Raw genomic sequence first — 15,375 nt, 5'->3', positions numbered from 1 at the left:
CACACTATAACAGCGTTCTTAAGTCTGACCCGCACGCTGGTCGAGAGGGTTCGGCCAGTGTAACCGCTGCGGGTGATGCTGCGAATGTCCTGTCATAGGCAATTGGCGGGATGACACTTTTACCTGCCCAGATCGATTGGTGCCGCCTGACATGCTTTCTGTAGCCCGCAAGATTTTTGGTTCGGCCAATGACCGCAAGCTGAAGCCCCTCAGAGCCCGCGTCAACCGGATCAACGCGCTGGAACCGATGATGGAGGCCCTGTCAGACCAGGCGCTGAAGGCCAAGACCGTCGAATTCCGCAAGCGCCTCGCCGATGGCGCGACCCTGGACAGCCTGCTCGAAGAAGCCTTCGCGGTCGTCCGCGAAGCCTCGCGCCGGGCCCTCGGCATGCGCCATTTCGACGTCCAGTTGATGGGCGGCATGGTGCTGCATGATGGCGAGATCGCCGAAATGCGCACCGGTGAGGGCAAGACCCTCGTGGCAACGCTGGCCGTCTACCTCAACGCACTCGAGGGCAAGGGCGTGCACGTGGTCACGGTCAACGACTATCTCGCCAAGCGCGACGCCGAATGGATGAGCGGCATTTACGGCTTCCTGGGCATGACCACCGGCATCATCGTGCACGGTGTTTCCGACGAGGAACGCAAGGCCGCCTACGCGGCAGACATCACCTATGGCACGAACAACGAGTTCGGCTTCGACTACCTGCGCGACAACATGAAATACTCGCTGGAGCAGATGGCCCAGCGCGGGCACCACTATGCCATCGTCGATGAAGTCGACTCGATCCTGATCGATGAGGCGCGCACGCCGCTGATCATTTCCGGCCCGACCGACGACCGGTCTGAACTCTATATCGCACTCGACAACCTGATGCCACGCCTCGAGCCCGAGGATTACGAACTCGACGAGAAGCAGCGTTCGGTAACCTATTCCGAAAGCGGCAGCGAGAAGATCGAAGCCTGGCTGACCGAGCTTGGCCTGCTCGAAGGTTCGATGTGGGAGCCGGCGAACATCTCGTTCGTGCACCATGCCAACCAGGCGCTGCGCGCGCACAAGCTGTACAACAAGGACAAGGATTACATCGTCAAGGACGATCAGGTGATGCTGATCGACGAGTTCACCGGCCGGATGATGGAAGGGCGCCGCCTGTCGGAAGGCCTGCACCAGGCCATCGAGGCCAAGGAACGCGTCGACATCAAGCCCGAGAACCAGACACTGGCCTCGATCACGTTCCAGAACTATTTCCGCCTGTACAAGAAACTTGGCGGCATGACCGGTACGGCGCTGACCGAAGCGGCCGAATTTGCCGACATCTACAAGCTGGAAGTCACCGACCTGCCGACCAACAAGCCGATCAAGCGGATCGACGAGGATGATGTCGTCTACCGTACCGCCAAGGCGAAATATGCCGAGATCGTCAAGGAGGTGAAGGAGTGCCAGGCCAAGGGCCAGCCGATCCTCCTGGGGACCGCCTCGATCGAGAAATCCGAGATCCTGTCCAACCTGCTGACGGCCGCCAAGATTCCGCACAAGGTGCTGAATGCGCGCCATCACGAGCAGGAAGCCCAGATCGTCGCCAATGCCGGCGTGCCGGGGGCGATCACCGTGGCCACCAACATGGCCGGCCGCGGGACGGACATCCAGCTGGGCGGCAATTTCGAAATGCGCGTCGAGCAGGAAAAGGCCGCGAAAGAAAAAGAGCTCGGCCGCGAACTGACCGAGAGCGAGCTGATGCTGCTGACGTCGCAGATCAAGGCCGATATCGAGGTCAAGAAGAAGCGCGCACTCGACGCGGGCGGCCTGTACGTGCTCGGCACCGAGCGCCACGAAAGCCGCCGCATCGACAACCAGCTGCGCGGTCGGACCGGCCGCCAGGGCGACCCGGGCCGGTCGAAATTCTACATCTCGATCGAAGACGACCTGATGCGGATCTTTGCCGCCGAGCGCATGGATTCCGTGATGCGCCGCCTGGGCATCAAGGAAGACGAGGGCATTACCCATCCCTGGATGAACAAGGCGATGGAAACCTCGCAGCGCAAGATCGAGGAACGCAATTTCGAGATCCGCAAGAACGTCCTGAAATATGACGACGTGATCAATGACCAGCGCAAGGCGATCTTCGAGCAGCGCATGGAATTCATGCGCGCTGACGACGTCTCCGAAACAATCACGGAAATGCGCGACCACGTCATCGACGCGCTGGTTGCCCGCACGATGCCCGAAAAGGCTTATGCCGAGCAGTGGGACCTCGCCGGACTGTCGGAGGCCCTGCGCAACGACCTGGCCGTCGACCTGCCGGTCGCAGACTGGGCCGCCGAAGAAGGCGTCGCCAACCAGGAAGTGGCCGAGCGGATCCGCGACAATGTCACGAAAGCCTATGAAGCGATTGGCGCACAGGTCGGCGACGCGCAGATGCGCCGCATCGAGAAACAGGTCCTGCTGCAGGTCCTGGACCTGCGCTGGCGCGAACACCTGCAGCAGATCGACCAGCTGCGTTCGGTGATCCACCTGCGGTCCTACGGCCAGCGTGATCCGCTGAGCGAGTTCAAGGAAGAGGCGTTCAACCTGTTCTACAACCTGCTGAACGAGCTGCGCGCCACCGTGACGCGCTCGCTGATGCATATCCGTGTGCAGGCGCCCGAACAGCAACGCCCTGCCCCGCCACCGCCCCTGCCGCCGCTGCGCGAAATGCACCTCGATCCGGATACCGGTACGAACGAGATGTCACCCGGCGATCCGGTCAGTGATGGCAGCCCCGGCCCGGCACTGCACCAGGCCGAGGATGACTGGTCGAACACGCCGCGCAATTCGCCCTGCCCGTGCGGGTCCGGCAAGAAGTACAAGCATTGCCATGGTGCCCTGGCGCCGCAGCGGGCCTGATCCGTCAGGCCGCTTCGGCGGGCGCGGGTCCGACATAGGCTGATTGCGGGCGGATCAAGCGCCCGGTGAGGCGCTGCTCGCGGGCATGCGCCAGCCAGCCGGCCGTGCGGCCCGTGGCAAACACCGCCGTGAAGGCATCAGCCGGGAAACCGAGCGCTTCGAGCAGGAGCGCGGTGTAGAATTCCACATTCACATCAAGCGGCCTGTCAGGCTTGTGATCATGCAGGATCCTGAGGGCGGCCCGTTCGACGGCTTCGGCCAGCTTGAGGCGGCCCGGCAGGACGCTGGAGCCGGCGGCCATGCGCCTTACGGCCGCCTTCAGGGCATCCGCGCGCGGGTCGCGCACCTTGTAGATGCGGTGGCCGAAGCCCATCAGCCGGTCGCCGCGCGCCAGCGCCGCCTCGATCCAGGGTTCGGCATTCTCCGGCGTGGCGATACCGTCCAGCATGGCAATGATCGGCCCGGGTGCACCGCCGTGCAGCGGCCCCTTGAGCGCGGCAAGGCCGGCCAGGACCGATGACGTAAGCCCCGACCAGGTGGAGGCGACAACGCGGGCGGCGAAGGTCGAGGCATTGAGGCCGTGGTCGGCAACCGTGACGAGATAGGTGTCGAGGGCGCCGGCGACATCTGCAGGCGGGGTCTCGCCTGTCAGCATGTGGAGCATGTCGGCGGCGTGGGAGGCGGACGGGTCGGGCGCGATGGGGGCAAGGCCCTGCCGGCGGCGCAGGAAGGCCGGCAGCAGCACAGCGGGCGCCGCGAGCAGGCGGGTCACCGTGACGAGGTCCTCACCATCCGCGATCCGGGCGATGATCGCGCGCACGCCGTCCATCGGTGGCAGGGCGAGCAGTGCGTCATCAATATAGGGCACGAGGGTGAAGATCTCGCGCCGCGCGGCGCCGAGGCGGGCCGCAAAGGTGGCCGCATCCGGCAGGGCGTCGATCAGGCCGCCCAGCAGCAGCCAGGCCACGTCCTCGAACCGTTTGTGGCCTGCGATCTGGTCGAGCGAGAAGCCCTTGACCACCAGAACACCTCGCGCGCCGTCAACCGATGACAGGCGGGTTTCAGCGGCAATCACGTCATCAAGACCCTGGCTCATCTGTATTCTCCTTTGATTTCAGGTCTGGAGATCGCTGCGGGATCGTGTATCGTCAATCTTGATCAATATAATCAATGTGAGGCATTTCATGGCGTGGATCCACTCGGCGGAGGCCATCCGCCTGCTCGGCGTGAGGCCGCAGACCCTGTATGCCTATGTCAGCCGGGGGCGGCTGGAGGCCCGGCCTGACCCGGACGACCCGCGCCGCTCGCTGTACAGCGCCGAGGATGTCGAGCGGCTGGCGGCAAGCCGGTCCGGACCGAAGCGGACGGCCGAAATTGCCCGGGCCACGATTGCCTGGGGCGAACCGGTGCTGACCTCGAAGCTGACCGTGATTGCCAATGGCCGGCCCTGCTACCGGGGCGTCGACGCCATCGCGCTGTCGCAGGCGGCCACGCTGGAATCGGCGGCGGCGCATTTCTGGGCGGCGGACTATGCCCCGCGATCCGACCCGCAACCAGCTGAACACGGCCCGTTGAAGGCGCGCCTGTTCATGGCGCTGGCCCGGCGCGCCGGCGCGGCCCCGCATGCGCGCGGCCGGGCGCGGGCGATGCTGGCGGTGGATGCCGCCACGGTGGTGGAAACGCTGGTGGATGCCGCCTGCGATGGGCGGGGCGAGGGGCCGGCGCATGTGCGGCTGGGCGAGGCCTGGGGCCTGGATGCGGACGGCGCGGACATGGTGCGCCGCGCACTTGTGCTGCTGCTGGACCATGAACTCAACGCCTCGACCTTTTCGGCGCGGGTGGCCGCCTCGACCGGTGCGTCACTGCCGGCCTGCGCGCTGGCGGGCCTGTCGACCCTGTCAGGGCCGCTGCATGGCGGGGCAGTGACGGGAGTGGGAACATTCCTCCTCGAGGCAGCGGCGCTGGGTGCGGCGGGGGCCGTGCGGGCCCGGCTGGATGAGGGACGCGCCCTGCCCGGTTTCGGCCACCCGCTCTACCCGGACGGCGACCCGCGCGCCGCCGAACTGCTGGCGCGGTTCACGCCGTCCGGCCCGGCCACGGCCCTGCAGGCGGCGGTCGCGGCAGAGACCGGCGAACAACCGAATGTCGACCTGGCCATCGGCGCGATGGCGCAGCGCTTTTCCCTGCCGGACGATGCCGCATTCGCCGTCTTCGCCATCGGGCGGTCGATCGGCTGGCTGGGCCACGCGATGGAGCAGATCGAGACCGGATCGCTGATCCGGCCGCGGGCGCGCTATGTCGGCCCGCTGCCATCCGCTGCAGGCGCGCCCTGATCGCGACGCAGGCGGAACGTCCGGCCGGCCAGGGCGTAGGGTTCATTCCAGACACGCGAAAGGAACCGGCCATGCGCCTGAACATATTCACCACCATCGTGGCGGTCATCTGCGTCGCCTTTCTCGCGACACTGGGCGTGTTCTACATCCAGGAAGGCTCGTTCGAGCGCGCTGGCGCGCGCATGGACGTGGCGCTGGGCAACCTGCCGGAAAACGCGGCCAGGGCCGCCAACGAGACGGCTGAAACCACTGGCGACGTCATCCAGGACATTGCCGATGGGCCGGATGACTCACCCGGCTGACTGCCCCGGATATCGATAACCTGATTGCAGGCCCGGCGTCCCTTGGGAGGCCGGGCCTGACGCGTTCAGGCATAGGACACCACTTCATATTCGACATCGTCATAGTCGTGGAAATAGAAGCGGCTGCCGGGATCGTAGGTCTGGTGGGAATGCGTGACGAGCCCGGCGTCCAGGACGCGGCGTTCAGCGGCGGCAAGGTCGTCAACGAGGACGCCGACATGGTTGAGGCCGCCTTGCGTATGGTAGGTGGCCTGGTCCCGCGCGTCGGTCTTGCCGGTCGAATAGAGCGCGATATAGGCGCTGTCGGTGCCGACATGGGCCGTGATGCCATTGTCCTTGGACGGGCCCTTCCAGCGGACATGCCAGCCGAAGATACGCTCCAGCATGCGCGCGGTGCGGTCGATGTCGCTGACGGTGATGTTGACGTGTTCGAGTGTGCCTGTGGCCATGGGTTTGGTCCTTCTCTTTGAGCGGGCAGGCGCCCGCATCCAGTTGGTGGACCTCCCTGATAATTCCTAAACCTTACTTGAGGTCAAGCTATTTCTTTGCTAATTCATCCGGCATGAAAACGACTGACCTGATCCCCATCGGCCAGCTGGCTGCGCGCACCGGCGTGTCAGTGTCCGCCATCCGTTTCTACGAAGACAAGGGGCTGATCCGGGCGATGCGCAATGCCGGCGGGCAACGCCGCTTCCTGCGCTCGGACGTGCGGCGCCTGTCATTCGTGATGATTGCCCAGCAGATCGGGTTCAGCGTGGCAGAGATTGCCGACCTGCTGGCGGACCTGCCGCAGGAGCGCACGCCGACCAAGGCCGACTGGACGAAGATCAGTGCCCGGTTCCGCGAACGGCTGGACGCGCAGATCGAACGGCTGCAGCTGACCCGCGACCGGCTGGACGGGTGCATCGGGTGCGGTTGCCTGTCACTGTCAAATTGCGCGCTGTACAATCCGGAGGACCGGGCGGCACGCCTCGGCCCCGGCCCGCGCTACGTGATGGAGCGGGGCGCCGCAGCGAAGGCGGCAGAGAAGGCCTAGAGCCCCCTGCAAGCCGGGCGCTGCAGATTTCTGGAGTGTCGCGGCAGGTACCCGAAAACCGGCCCTCCCGGTTCCGGCCCGCCGCTTTAGCCCCTGCCCTTGCGCCGGTTGCAGACGGCATGGGCGAGCTGGAGATTGGCCTCGGTATCCGGCCCGCCCCGCGCCAGGGCGTGGATATGGTCGAAGGTCGGGCGCTGTTTCTTCCAGACCGTGGCATGGCCGACTTCGAATCGCGTCGACGGCATCGGCTTGCCGCAGAGGGCGCACGTGCCGCCCTGCGCCTGCCAGAGGCGCTGGAACAGCTTGGTAGCGGGAGGCGCGAACTCCTGGCTCACAGGCCCTCCGGCACATCCCATCCGCGCCGGGCGCAGGCGGCAAGGACCGTGTTGCGCAACAGGCAGGCAATGGTCATCGGGCCGACACCGCCGGGCACGGGCGTGATATGGGCGGCCACCGGTTCACAGCTGGCAAAATCGGCATCGCCGACGAGGCGCGTCTTGCCTTCACCCTTCTCGGGCGCCGGGATGCGGTTGATGCCGACATCGACGAGCGTGGCGCCGGGCTTCAGCCAGTCGCCCTTGACCATGTTGGGGCGCCCGACAGCCGGCACGAGAATGTCGGCCGTGCGGCAGACGGCCGGCAGGTCTGCCGTGCGGCTGTGCGCGATGGTCACGGTGCAATTCTCGGCGAGGAAGAGCAGCGCGGCCGGCTTGCCGACCAGGATCGAGCGCCCGATGACGACGACATGCTTGCCGGAGAGATCGTCGCCGAGGGCGCTTTTCGCGAGGATGACGCAGCCGGTCGGCGTGCAGGGGCGCAGGCCCGGCTTGCCGAGCACGAGACGCCCGGCGGAGGTTTCGGTGAGGCCATCGACATCCTTGTCCGGGGCGATGCACTCGATGGCGCTGTGCTCGTCGAGGCCCTTGGGCAGCGGCAGCTGGAGCAGGATGCCGTCAATCGCAGGATCGGCGTTGAGCCGGGCGATGAGGTCTTCGACCTCGGCCTGTGTGGCGGTGGCGGGCAGCTGGTGGTGGACAGAGACCATGCCGGCCTCTTCGGTGAGGCGGACCTTGGACCGGACATAGACCTGGCTGGCAGGGTCTTCACCGACAAGGACAACCGCGAGGCCGGGCTGGCCCGGCAGCGCGCCGACCGCTTCGGCGACATTCGCCCGTACGCCCTTGGCCACGCTGGTTCCGTCAATCCTGCCTGCGCTCATTCCTGCATCAACCTCGTCAATGTGCCGGCGATGTCCGGCGGCCCGTCTATGTCGAGGCCTTTTAACCGGTTCTTGCCACCCGTCACCACCCTGACGGCGGACTTTGGCAGGCCGAGATGCTTGGCGATCAGTTTTTCGACAGCGGCATTGGCCTTGCCGTCTTCGGGAACGGCGCGCACGCGGACCTTGAGGTAGCGCCGCCCGGCGGCATCTGTCTCGGGGCCTTCTATCCGATCGGCCGATGCATTCGGCTGCACGCGGACCGTCAGGCGGTGCATCGCCTAGAAGGGCGCGATGCTGTAGGCGTAACGCACGATCAGCCGCTCAAGGAAGAAGATCAGCAGCAGCACGGCCATCGGCGTCAGGTCGAGGCCGCCCATTGGCGGCAGGATCCGCCGGATCGGTGCGTAGACCGGCTCGGTGATGCGTTCGAGGCCACCCCAGATGTTGCGCACGGTCGGGTTGCTGATCGACAGGACCTTGAACGCGACCAGCCAGGACATGATGGCCTGGACGATGATTATGTAGGTGGCGATCCGCAGGAGGAAGAGAATCACATCAAGGATGGCGGCCATAGAAAAGGCTCCGGGAACGACGTGGAACAGGAAACGTCACATAGGGTGTATTGACCGGCCTGCGCAAGGCCGTGGCTGTCGCTTTACCCTGCGACATGGTTTGCAAGGGCCGGTTGCCAGATTAGCTCTGGAGGCGTGCCGGGTGGGAGTGTGCGGCGATGACAGACACGGAACGGCCCCTGCGACCGCTGACGCGCCTGCAGCAGGGCATGATCGCACTGGCAATGGTGGCGATGGGCGCTGGCTTCACGATCAATTTTGTCGTCGTTGCGCCGCTGGCCCGCCAGGCCGGCCTGTCCGAGATCGAAGTGGCCGGCATCCTGACATTCTCCGCCGTCATCTACACGGTGATGATCCCGGTCTGGGGCCGCATTGCCGACCGGGTCGGGCGCAAGCGGGTCATGGTGTTCTCATTGTTCGCCATGGGCCTGACCAACATGGCCTTCCTGTTCGCGCTGGATGCGGCGCTGTCCGGCCTGATGACCGGGATGATGACATTTTTCCTGCTTGCCTTCGTGCGGGTCTGGTTCGGCCTGCTGTCGCCCGGCCTGCAACCGGCGTCGATGGCAGCGATGACGGACGCGACGACCACGCTGACCCGGGCCGGCGGGCTGGGCATGCTGGGCGCCGCGATGAGTGTCGGGTCGATCCTGGGACCGGCCGGGGCGGCCGTGCTGGCGCCGTTTGGCGCGCTGGTGCCGCTGTGGGGCACGATTGTCCTGAATATCGGTGTCGGCTGCATCCTGGCCCTCGTCTTGCCCCGCAGCCGGGACCGGGTGCGCGAGAGCCACAGGCCCAAGCCGCTGGCGCTCATGGATGCCCGCGTGCTGCCGCACCTGGTGTTCCTGTTCGTGTATTTCATGGCGGTCGGCATGATCCAGCAAACCGTCGGCTGGTTCATCGAGGACCGCTACCAGTTCGTTGACACGCCGGCCAATTCCGCCGGCGAAACGGCGGTCCTGTTCACCGGCATCATCTTTTCCTGCCTCGCCTTCTCGATGATCATCATCCAGTTCGGCTATATTGCCCCGCGCAAGCCGGATCCGCGGCGGATCCTGCCGATCGGGCTCGCGCTCGTGGCAATCGGCTATGTCTGCGCAGACCTGTTCCACCCGTTCTGGGCGCTGTGCCTGAGCTTCCTTGTCGTCGGCACAGGCGCGGCCCTGGCAGTGCCGTCAGCCAACGCGTTGGGCAGCCTGTCGGTCTCCCGCACGGAGCAGGGATCGGCCGCAGCCTTGCTGGCGGCGGCCCCTCCGGCAGGGTTCATTTTCGGGCCGCTGATGGGCGCGACCCTGTATTCGTTCACCCCGAGCCTGCCGTTGATTGCATCGGCCAGCGTGGTTGGCGTGCTGGCCGTCTATGCGTTCCTGGTGACGTCCCGCCGCCCGCTCAGCCCATGATGAAGGCGTTCAGCTTGTTGCCGTCCGGATCGCGGAAATAGGCTGCATAGAAGCCGCTGTCGCCGCGCGGCCCGGGCGGGCCCTCGTCGGTGCCGCCATGCGTCAGCGCGATCTTGTACAGGCGGTGGACCTGTTCCTTGTCCTTCGCCTGCAGCGCGACCATCGTGCCATTGCCGACACTTGCCGGCTTGCCGTCGAAGGGCAGCGTTGCAGCGATGCCGGCCGCGCCGCCCGGCGTGCCCCAGGCGATGAACGTGTCAAAATCCATCATCCGGCTGGTGCCCATTTCAGCAGCAATGGCGTCATAGAATGTCGCGGCGCGGGCGAGATCCGCCGTGCCGAAAGTCACATATCCGATCATGTTCGTCTCCCCAATGAGGAAAAGAACATACCATGAACATTCTATCCGTTCAAGCGGCTATTGCGCCGGAACGAGCTCGTCGAACACGATTTTCCAGCCGGTTTGGTGCTTCTGCCAGACATGCACGAGATAGCCGCCTGGCGCGGCCGCATCGCCCCATGTCGCCTCGGCATAGGTCCAGACCAGATCACCCGCCCCCGAGGCGCCGCCGCCGAGGGGCGTGAGAGCGATGCCTGCCGGGCGCGCCGCGCGCGCGGCCTGGCGCGACGCCGCGTCAGTGGCAGGGGCGAGTCCTGGCGCATGCAGGCGTGCCGTCGGCGCATATTCACCCGTCCCGGCCGCTTCCAGCTTCATGACGTCCGAAAAGGCCGTATCGGCCGACACCGACCCGGAAGTGGCAACCGGCAGGGCCTGAACCATGCTGCCCGGGCCCGGCGCGGCAGACGCATCAGCCTCCACGCCGGCATCCAGCACCCATTTCCAGTCGCCGCCTGCCTGCTTCTGCCAGATGGTGAAATAATACCCGCGCCGATCGTCATCATAGGCGTAGGGCCCGCTGGTGAAACCCACGTCGTCCGAAGCCGAGATGCCGGCCCAGAGCGGCCACCAGACGAGATGCGGGCGCGACGGGTCTGGTGCTGCATCCGGCTGGGCGCCGAAATGAGCATGCACGTTGACCGGCCCCGGCGCGAAGATCACCGCATCCGGCGCGGCATGGGCCATGAAGGAGGCCTTGATGCCTGTCGCGTATCCATCCGCCGCGAAGGCGCGCTCGGCGGCAACGATGGCTGCCGGGTCCGGCGCAGTCACGCAGCCGGTGATGAAGCAGGCCGCCGCAGCGGCGAATATCGTCCGGACCATTCGCGTCTCCTCCTGGATGGAGACGCGACCTTACATCGCGCTGATGCCGCCATCCACCTTGAGTTCGATCCCGGTCACCAGCTTGCTCTCGTCGCTGGCGAGATAGAGCACCGCATAGGCGATGTCGTCGGGCTCACCGACCTTGCCGAGGGGAATCTGGCGGCCAAGCTTGGCGAGGGCTTCTTCCTCGCCGAACATTTCCTTGGTGCGGTCGAGGATCGGGGTGTTGATGAAGACCGGGTGCACCGAGTTGCAGCGGATCTGGCCGCCTTTCGCGCAATGCAGGGCGATGGATTTCGAAATGTGCCGCACGGCGGCCTTGGCCGTGTTGTACGAGACGTAGTTCGCACTGGCGATGATGCCGGCAATGGACGAGATGTTGATGATCGAGCCGAGGCCGTGAGCGCGCATCAGGGGAATCGCGTACTTGCAGCCGAGGAAGATGGAATCGACATCCACCGTCTGGACCGTCTTGAACATCTCGTAGTTCTCGTCCTCGACACTGCCGAGCGAACCGATGCCGGCATTGTTGACGAGAATGTTGAGACCGCCCATCGCGTCGTGCGCGGCATTCAGCACCTCCTGCCAGCGCGCCTCGTCGGTGACGTCATGCTGGAAGGCGAAGGCCGTGCCGGCGCCGTGGAGAGCATTGATCTCGGCCGCGACCTTGTCGGCGCCCGCGCCGTTCACATCGGTCAGCGTGACCTTGGCGCCCTCTTTCGCGAGCATCTTGCCAATTGCTTCGCCAAGCCCCTGCGCACCGCCGGTGACCAGCGCCATCTTGCCGTCAACTCTTCCCATAATTCTTTCCTCTCGCTTTTCTTGTCTCATCCCTAGCAGGGTGCCTCCGGGGCAGCCAATGGCAATATTTCAAGGAACGTGACTTGATCCGATGTGTCTTTCGGCGCGATCCTCGCAGGCATGACACGGGATGCGGGGCCGGACCGGGCAGAAGCCCATTTCCACCTGTTCGACACGGCCATCGGCGCGTGCGGACTGGCCTGGACAGATGCGGGCATCATCAGCGTGCAATTGCCTGAAGCGTCCGAGGCCGCGACCGAGGCACGGCTGGGGCGCACCTGCGCAGCCGCCTGGACCGACGCGCTGCCACGCGACATCGCGGCCTGCGGCGAGGGCATGCAGCGTTATTTCAGTGGTGAAGCCGTCGACTTTTCCGACGTCACGCTCGACACGCGCCGGATCAATGCGTTCCGGGCGAGCGTCTATGATGCCCTGCGCAAGGTCATGTGGGGCGAGACGACGAGTTATGGCGCCCTGGCGCGCGACATCGGCGACCCGGGCGCGGCGCGGGCAATTGGTGCGGTGATGGGGAAGAACCCCTGGCCCCTTGTCGTGCCCTGCCACCGCGTGCTGGCCGCCTCCGGCAAGATCGGCGGCTTCTCGGCCTTTGGCGGGCGGGCAACAAAGCGACTGATGCTGCAGCTGGAAAAGTGTGACGCAGACGGCGCGGCGCCGATGCTGCCGGGGTTGTTTGACTGAGTCAGGCCTTGTCGCGTTCCTGCAGGCGCTGGGTTTCCCATTTGCGGCGGAGCGTCGTGATGCGTTCCGGAAACCGGCCAAGCGTTTCGGCCCGGCGAACCCGGTCAGTGCGGAAATGACGGAAGTCCTGGCGCAGCTCGCACCAGGCGCAGATCAGGCGGACTTCATCCCAATAGGCCAGCAGGAAAGGCCAGACGATGCGGCGTGTGACATTGCCGGACTCGTCAGCATAGTCGAGCGCGAGCTTTGTCTGTCCACGAATCGACTGGCGCACCAGCGCAACGTCGAAGCTGTCCTTCGGGCGGTGGCGATAGCTGACCGGCGCGAGACCGGAATCGACAATGACGGGCTGCAGTTCACGCGGAACGGCAACGGTGAGCTTGGCGATCAGGTCGCGGGCACCTCGTGACAGCGCGGCATCGCCACGCGCCGCGACCCATTGCGCACCGAGGACGGCGGCCTCCAGTTCGTCCGCCGTCAGCATCAGCGGCGGCATGTCGTAGCCGTCTTCCAGAACATAGCCGGTGCCGGCCTCACCGCGGATCGGCACGCGCTGGGCGATCAGTTCGGCCATGTCGCGGTAGAGCGTGCGCAGCGACACTTCGAGTTCCTCGGCGAGCGCCTGGCCGGTGACCGGCGCTCGGTGGCGGCGCAGGACCTGGATGATCTGGAACAGGCGTTCGGTGCGTCTCATGTTTTCGACCCTACTGCCACACTGCTGACACCATGCTGTCAGCAGGCGCCGTGTATCAAGCCCCTATCGCAACCAGTGATACGGAGACTGACAATGATCACGCTTTACGGATGGGGCCCGCAGTTCGATTGCCCCTCGCCCAGCCCCTATGTGATGAAGACCGAGATCCAGCTGCAGATGCTGGGCGTCGCCTTTGATCGTGCCGTGGCCGACCTCGACGCCGTGCCCAAGCACAAGGCGCCTTATGTCATGGACGGCGACCTGCTGGTCCAGGACAGCAATTTCATCCGCGCGCATTTCGAGAAGAAGCTTGGCCGCTCGCTCGCTGCCGGGCTCAGCGACGAGGACAGCGTGACCAGCTGGGCGCTGGAGCGCATGGCCGAGGACCACCTTGCCACGGTCATGGCGATGGAACGCTGGCTGAAGGACGACAATTTCTTCAAGGGCCCGGCGGCCTTTTTCAGTGACGTGCCCGAGCCTGCCCGCGCCGGCGTGATGAAGGAGGTGCGCGAGGGCATCGCGGCGGGGCAATATGCCCGCGGCATGGGCCGGCATACCGAGGCAGAGCGCATGCAGCTGGCGGCCTGGGACCTGCAGGCCATCGCAATCCAGCTGGCGGGCCAGCGATACCTGTTCGGCGACGAACCCACGGTGGCCGATGCGAGCGTGTCAGCGGTGCTGATCTCATGCGCCACGGAATTCTTCGACACGCCGCTGACAGGCCTCGTGCGCGACCACACGAACCTTGTCGGCTACATGGACAGGATGAAGGCGAAATATTTCACGAAGAACCGTTGGCCCGTACCCGAAATGGCCTGACCCCGAGGCAGGCGCCATCTGACCCGGATTGCGTTTGCGTCACGCCTATACCCTTATAGCCCGTGTGCGCTGGCGCGCATGCGGGCATTTGCCAAGGTGGGGGACCAGGCGGGGCGATGAAGTATCTGGCATTCATGACGCGGACCGACGGGCCACGGCCGCTTTACCTGCTGTGGGCCTATCTCGCGACGGTGGCCGGAACGATCGTGTTCGCCACGCTCGCCGTGCTGCTCTTCCCGACGCCGCAGACCGCCGGTGAGGCCGCTGCGCCGCCGCCCTTTTTCGGGCTGGTCATCGTCTGGCCGCTGATTTCGACCCTGATGGTGTGGGGCGTGGTGGCAGGCACCCGGCGGATCACGCCGACCTATTGGCACGCGGCGGGCCTCGCCACGGCCGCGTTCATCGTGTTTTTCAGCCTGATCGCCGGGATACAGGGCGGGATGATCTTCGCCTGGCCCTATTTCATGTTCTGCCTGACATTCCTGGCCTGGCAGCTGAAATCCAATCTCGACGGGTTTGTGATGACCTTCCTGTTGCAGGCCGCCGTCAATTTCCTGCCGGCCGTGCTGATGATGTCACAGGCAGATTAGGCCGCGAAAACCGCCCGATCCATCAAATTTCCAACATGCCATTCAGCCAGCATAAACCGACGCCGTGTTAACGGTGGGCATGCTCCGAAAGCTCATCGCCGCCCTGATCACGCTGTATGCCATCGCCTTTGCCTTTGGCGCGCTGACAGCCGTGCGCTGGCCATCGATCATGATGGCGGTCAGCTGGATGGTGGACGGCGACATTGCCGGCGGCCTCGACCGGGTCGACTGGCGCGCCCTGGGCATTGCCTATGGCGCGCCCTACCTGCTGGCGGCGCTGTGTTTCTATGCAGCGGCCGCAATGATTTCCGGGCGCCGCCCCGGCGGTGTGCTGTGGTACATCATGGGCCTGGCTGCCGGATTCCCGACGATTTTCCTTGTCAGCTTCGAGGATGGCTGGTGGCGCGACCCGAGCGCGGCCGAAGGCACCGTCGCCGGCGCCGGTGTTGCCGCGCTGTTGCTGCTCAGCGCCGTTTATGAATTGCGCAAGCGCAAGCCGGTCGTCGTGCCGGTGGGGGCCGACATGGCCGCCGAGCCGGCCGTGGCAGCCGAACCGGCCCCTGCGCCGGAACCCGACGCTGTACCGCAAGTGGCAATCGTGCGTGGCCATGCGACCCGTCCGAAACCGGTATTCGTTCCGGCAGCGATTGCCCGCCAGCGCGCCAGTTTTGCCGCCCATGGCAAGCGCATGCAGGCGAAGCGCGCCCAGCCGCGCACGATCCGCCTGGTCTAGCGGCGCGGCGGGGCGTTTTGTGATTGCCCACTCGCGCGCTTCGGAATAGGTTTGTGACAGGGTTCAAG

At 65.6% G+C, this 15,375-nt stretch carries 19 protein-coding genes; 9 read left to right on the top strand and 10 right to left on the bottom strand.

The window, feature by feature from the left end; all coding sequences use genetic code 11:
- Positions 1 to 151 precede the first annotated feature (151 nt).
- Positions 152 to 2,884, top strand: a complete 2,733-nt coding sequence (gene secA / locus HJO_RS10355; protein ID WP_035616661.1) for a preprotein translocase subunit SecA — start codon at positions 152 to 154, stop codon at positions 2,882 to 2,884.
- 4 nt (positions 2,885 to 2,888) lie between these two features.
- On the opposite strand, the gene HJO_RS10350 is transcribed toward secA, so the two are convergent.
- Positions 2,889 to 3,980 (bottom strand): citrate synthase/methylcitrate synthase, encoded by a 1,092-nt coding sequence (locus HJO_RS10350; RefSeq protein WP_035616660.1) that lies wholly within the window; start codon positions 3,978 to 3,980, stop codon positions 2,889 to 2,891.
- 88 nt (positions 3,981 to 4,068) lie between these two features.
- On the opposite strand from HJO_RS10350, the gene HJO_RS10345 reads away from it, so the two are divergent.
- Both HJO_RS10345 and HJO_RS10340 read left to right on the top strand, forming a co-directional pair.
- Complete coding sequence (locus tag HJO_RS10345; RefSeq protein ID WP_035616659.1) at positions 4,069 to 5,217, top strand: citrate synthase family protein; 1,149 nt, start codon at positions 4,069 to 4,071, stop codon at positions 5,215 to 5,217.
- A 71-nt stretch (positions 5,218 to 5,288) separates the two neighbouring features.
- The gene (locus HJO_RS10340) at positions 5,289 to 5,519 is read left to right on the top strand and encodes a hypothetical protein (RefSeq protein WP_035616658.1); all 231 of its coding nucleotides are present in this window, start codon (positions 5,289 to 5,291) and stop codon (positions 5,517 to 5,519) included.
- 65 nt (positions 5,520 to 5,584) lie between these two features.
- Here HJO_RS10340 and HJO_RS10335 read toward each other — a convergent pair whose 3' ends face one another.
- Positions 5,585 to 5,968, bottom strand: a complete 384-nt coding sequence (locus HJO_RS10335) for a VOC family protein (RefSeq protein WP_035616657.1) — start codon at positions 5,966 to 5,968, stop codon at positions 5,585 to 5,587.
- 113 nt (positions 5,969 to 6,081) lie between these two features.
- On the opposite strand from HJO_RS10335, the gene soxR reads away from it, so the two are divergent.
- The gene (gene soxR / locus HJO_RS10330; protein ID WP_035616656.1) at positions 6,082 to 6,555 is read left to right on the top strand and encodes a redox-sensitive transcriptional activator SoxR; all 474 of its coding nucleotides are present in this window, start codon (positions 6,082 to 6,084) and stop codon (positions 6,553 to 6,555) included.
- 86 nt (positions 6,556 to 6,641) lie between these two features.
- Here soxR and HJO_RS10325 read toward each other — a convergent pair whose 3' ends face one another.
- The 4 genes from HJO_RS10325 to HJO_RS10310 are packed head-to-tail and all read right to left on the bottom strand — an operon-like array spanning position 6,642 to position 8,349.
- Positions 6,642 to 6,890, bottom strand: a complete 249-nt coding sequence (locus HJO_RS10325) for an HNH endonuclease (protein ID WP_035616654.1) — start codon at positions 6,888 to 6,890, stop codon at positions 6,642 to 6,644.
- Entirely contained in the window at positions 6,887 to 7,774 is an 888-nt protein-coding gene (gene folD, locus HJO_RS10320; RefSeq protein ID WP_035616653.1) for a bifunctional methylenetetrahydrofolate dehydrogenase/methenyltetrahydrofolate cyclohydrolase FolD, read from the bottom strand. Before folD ends, HJO_RS10325 begins: the two co-directional genes overlap by 4 nt.
- Positions 7,771 to 8,052: a DUF167 family protein gene (locus HJO_RS10315; protein ID WP_035616652.1), complete on the bottom strand. Its 282-nt coding sequence runs from the start codon at positions 8,050 to 8,052 to the stop codon at positions 7,771 to 7,773. Before HJO_RS10315 ends, folD begins: the two co-directional genes overlap by 4 nt.
- 3 nt (positions 8,053 to 8,055) lie before the next feature.
- Entirely contained in the window at positions 8,056 to 8,349 is a 294-nt protein-coding gene (locus tag HJO_RS10310; RefSeq protein ID WP_035616651.1) for a YggT family protein, read from the bottom strand.
- Positions 8,350 to 8,507: 158 nt separating this feature from the next.
- Between HJO_RS10310 and HJO_RS10305 the strand changes: the two genes are divergently transcribed.
- The gene (locus HJO_RS10305) at positions 8,508 to 9,749 is read left to right on the top strand and encodes an MFS transporter (protein WP_241764722.1); all 1,242 of its coding nucleotides are present in this window, start codon (positions 8,508 to 8,510) and stop codon (positions 9,747 to 9,749) included.
- On the opposite strand, the gene HJO_RS10300 is transcribed toward HJO_RS10305, so the two are convergent.
- From HJO_RS10300 to HJO_RS10290, 3 genes are read right to left on the bottom strand one after another with little or no spacing between them, the layout of a single operon-like run.
- The gene (locus tag HJO_RS10300) at positions 9,739 to 10,110 is read right to left on the bottom strand and encodes a VOC family protein (RefSeq protein ID WP_035616649.1); all 372 of its coding nucleotides are present in this window, start codon (positions 10,108 to 10,110) and stop codon (positions 9,739 to 9,741) included. The two genes, HJO_RS10305 and HJO_RS10300, sit on opposite strands and share 11 nt — an antisense overlap.
- 57 nt (positions 10,111 to 10,167) lie before the next feature.
- Positions 10,168 to 10,971, bottom strand: a complete 804-nt coding sequence (locus tag HJO_RS10295) for a Cif family virulence factor (RefSeq protein ID WP_035616647.1) — start codon at positions 10,969 to 10,971, stop codon at positions 10,168 to 10,170.
- Between the two features lie 30 nt (positions 10,972 to 11,001).
- Complete coding sequence (locus HJO_RS10290; protein ID WP_035616646.1) at positions 11,002 to 11,772, bottom strand: SDR family oxidoreductase; 771 nt, start codon at positions 11,770 to 11,772, stop codon at positions 11,002 to 11,004.
- Between the two features lie 120 nt (positions 11,773 to 11,892).
- On the opposite strand from HJO_RS10290, the gene HJO_RS10285 reads away from it, so the two are divergent.
- Positions 11,893 to 12,471, top strand: coding sequence for a methylated-DNA--[protein]-cysteine S-methyltransferase (locus tag HJO_RS10285; protein ID WP_035616804.1), 579 nt, complete (start codon positions 11,893 to 11,895; stop codon positions 12,469 to 12,471).
- A 1-nt stretch (position 12,472) separates the two neighbouring features.
- On the opposite strand, the gene HJO_RS10280 is transcribed toward HJO_RS10285, so the two are convergent.
- Positions 12,473 to 13,165: a helix-turn-helix transcriptional regulator gene (locus HJO_RS10280; protein WP_035616645.1), complete on the bottom strand. Its 693-nt coding sequence runs from the start codon at positions 13,163 to 13,165 to the stop codon at positions 12,473 to 12,475.
- Between the two features lie 93 nt (positions 13,166 to 13,258).
- Here HJO_RS10280 and HJO_RS10275 point away from each other — a divergent pair, with 93 nt between their 5' ends.
- The 3 genes from HJO_RS10275 to HJO_RS10265 all read left to right on the top strand — a co-directional run bounded on the left by HJO_RS10275 (position 13,259) and on the right by HJO_RS10265 (position 15,307).
- Positions 13,259 to 13,984: a glutathione S-transferase family protein gene (locus HJO_RS10275; RefSeq protein WP_035616644.1), complete on the top strand. Its 726-nt coding sequence runs from the start codon at positions 13,259 to 13,261 to the stop codon at positions 13,982 to 13,984.
- Positions 13,985 to 14,100: 116 nt separating this feature from the next.
- A complete protein-coding gene (locus HJO_RS10270) occupies positions 14,101 to 14,574 on the top strand; it encodes a hypothetical protein (protein WP_035616643.1) in 474 nt (157 codons plus the stop codon).
- Positions 14,575 to 14,653: 79 nt separating this feature from the next.
- The gene (locus HJO_RS10265) at positions 14,654 to 15,307 is read left to right on the top strand and encodes a hypothetical protein (RefSeq protein ID WP_035616641.1); all 654 of its coding nucleotides are present in this window, start codon (positions 14,654 to 14,656) and stop codon (positions 15,305 to 15,307) included.
- Positions 15,308 to 15,375: the final 68 nt, after the last annotated feature.

This window comes from Hyphomonas johnsonii MHS-2 (assembly GCF_000685275.1).
In the GTDB taxonomy this organism is placed as follows: Bacteria; Pseudomonadota; Alphaproteobacteria; order Caulobacterales; family Hyphomonadaceae; genus Hyphomonas; species Hyphomonas johnsonii.
Note: the sequence above shows the minus strand (reverse complement) of the source record. Positions and strands in the feature narration are given on the sequence as shown.

Excerpts from the sequence above, each read along its gene's own strand:
- HJO_RS10265 (WP_035616641.1), top strand. The coding sequence starts at position 14,654 with ATGCTCCGAAAGCTCATCGCCGCCCTGATCACGCTGTATGCCATCGCC.
- secA (WP_035616661.1), top strand. The coding sequence starts at position 152 with ATGCTTTCTGTAGCCCGCAAGATTTTTGGTTCGGCCAATGACCGCAAG.
- HJO_RS10285 (WP_035616804.1), top strand. The coding sequence starts at position 11,893 with ATGACACGGGATGCGGGGCCGGACCGGGCAGAAGCCCATTTCCACCTG.
- HJO_RS10345 (WP_035616659.1), top strand. The coding sequence starts at position 4,069 with ATGGCGTGGATCCACTCGGCGGAGGCCATCCGCCTGCTCGGCGTGAGG.
- HJO_RS10280 (WP_035616645.1), bottom strand. The coding sequence starts at position 13,165 with ATGAGACGCACCGAACGCCTGTTCCAGATCATCCAGGTCCTGCGCCGC.
- HJO_RS10270 (WP_035616643.1), top strand. The coding sequence starts at position 14,101 with ATGAAGTATCTGGCATTCATGACGCGGACCGACGGGCCACGGCCGCTT.
- HJO_RS10350 (WP_035616660.1), bottom strand. The coding sequence starts at position 3,980 with ATGAGCCAGGGTCTTGATGACGTGATTGCCGCTGAAACCCGCCTGTCA.
- HJO_RS10295 (WP_035616647.1), bottom strand. The coding sequence starts at position 10,971 with ATGGTCCGGACGATATTCGCCGCTGCGGCGGCCTGCTTCATCACCGGC.
- HJO_RS10340 (WP_035616658.1), top strand. The coding sequence starts at position 5,289 with ATGCGCCTGAACATATTCACCACCATCGTGGCGGTCATCTGCGTCGCC.
- folD (WP_035616653.1), bottom strand. The coding sequence starts at position 7,774 with ATGAGCGCAGGCAGGATTGACGGAACCAGCGTGGCCAAGGGCGTACGG.
- HJO_RS10315 (WP_035616652.1), bottom strand. The coding sequence starts at position 8,052 with ATGCACCGCCTGACGGTCCGCGTGCAGCCGAATGCATCGGCCGATCGG.
- HJO_RS10305 (WP_241764722.1), top strand. The coding sequence starts at position 8,508 with ATGACAGACACGGAACGGCCCCTGCGACCGCTGACGCGCCTGCAGCAG.
- HJO_RS10275 (WP_035616644.1), top strand. The coding sequence starts at position 13,259 with ATGATCACGCTTTACGGATGGGGCCCGCAGTTCGATTGCCCCTCGCCC.
- HJO_RS10310 (WP_035616651.1), bottom strand. The coding sequence starts at position 8,349 with ATGGCCGCCATCCTTGATGTGATTCTCTTCCTCCTGCGGATCGCCACC.
- soxR (WP_035616656.1), top strand. The coding sequence starts at position 6,082 with ATGAAAACGACTGACCTGATCCCCATCGGCCAGCTGGCTGCGCGCACC.
- HJO_RS10290 (WP_035616646.1), bottom strand. The coding sequence starts at position 11,772 with ATGGGAAGAGTTGACGGCAAGATGGCGCTGGTCACCGGCGGTGCGCAG.
- HJO_RS10300 (WP_035616649.1), bottom strand. The coding sequence starts at position 10,110 with ATGATCGGATATGTGACTTTCGGCACGGCGGATCTCGCCCGCGCCGCG.
- HJO_RS10335 (WP_035616657.1), bottom strand. The coding sequence starts at position 5,968 with ATGGCCACAGGCACACTCGAACACGTCAACATCACCGTCAGCGACATC.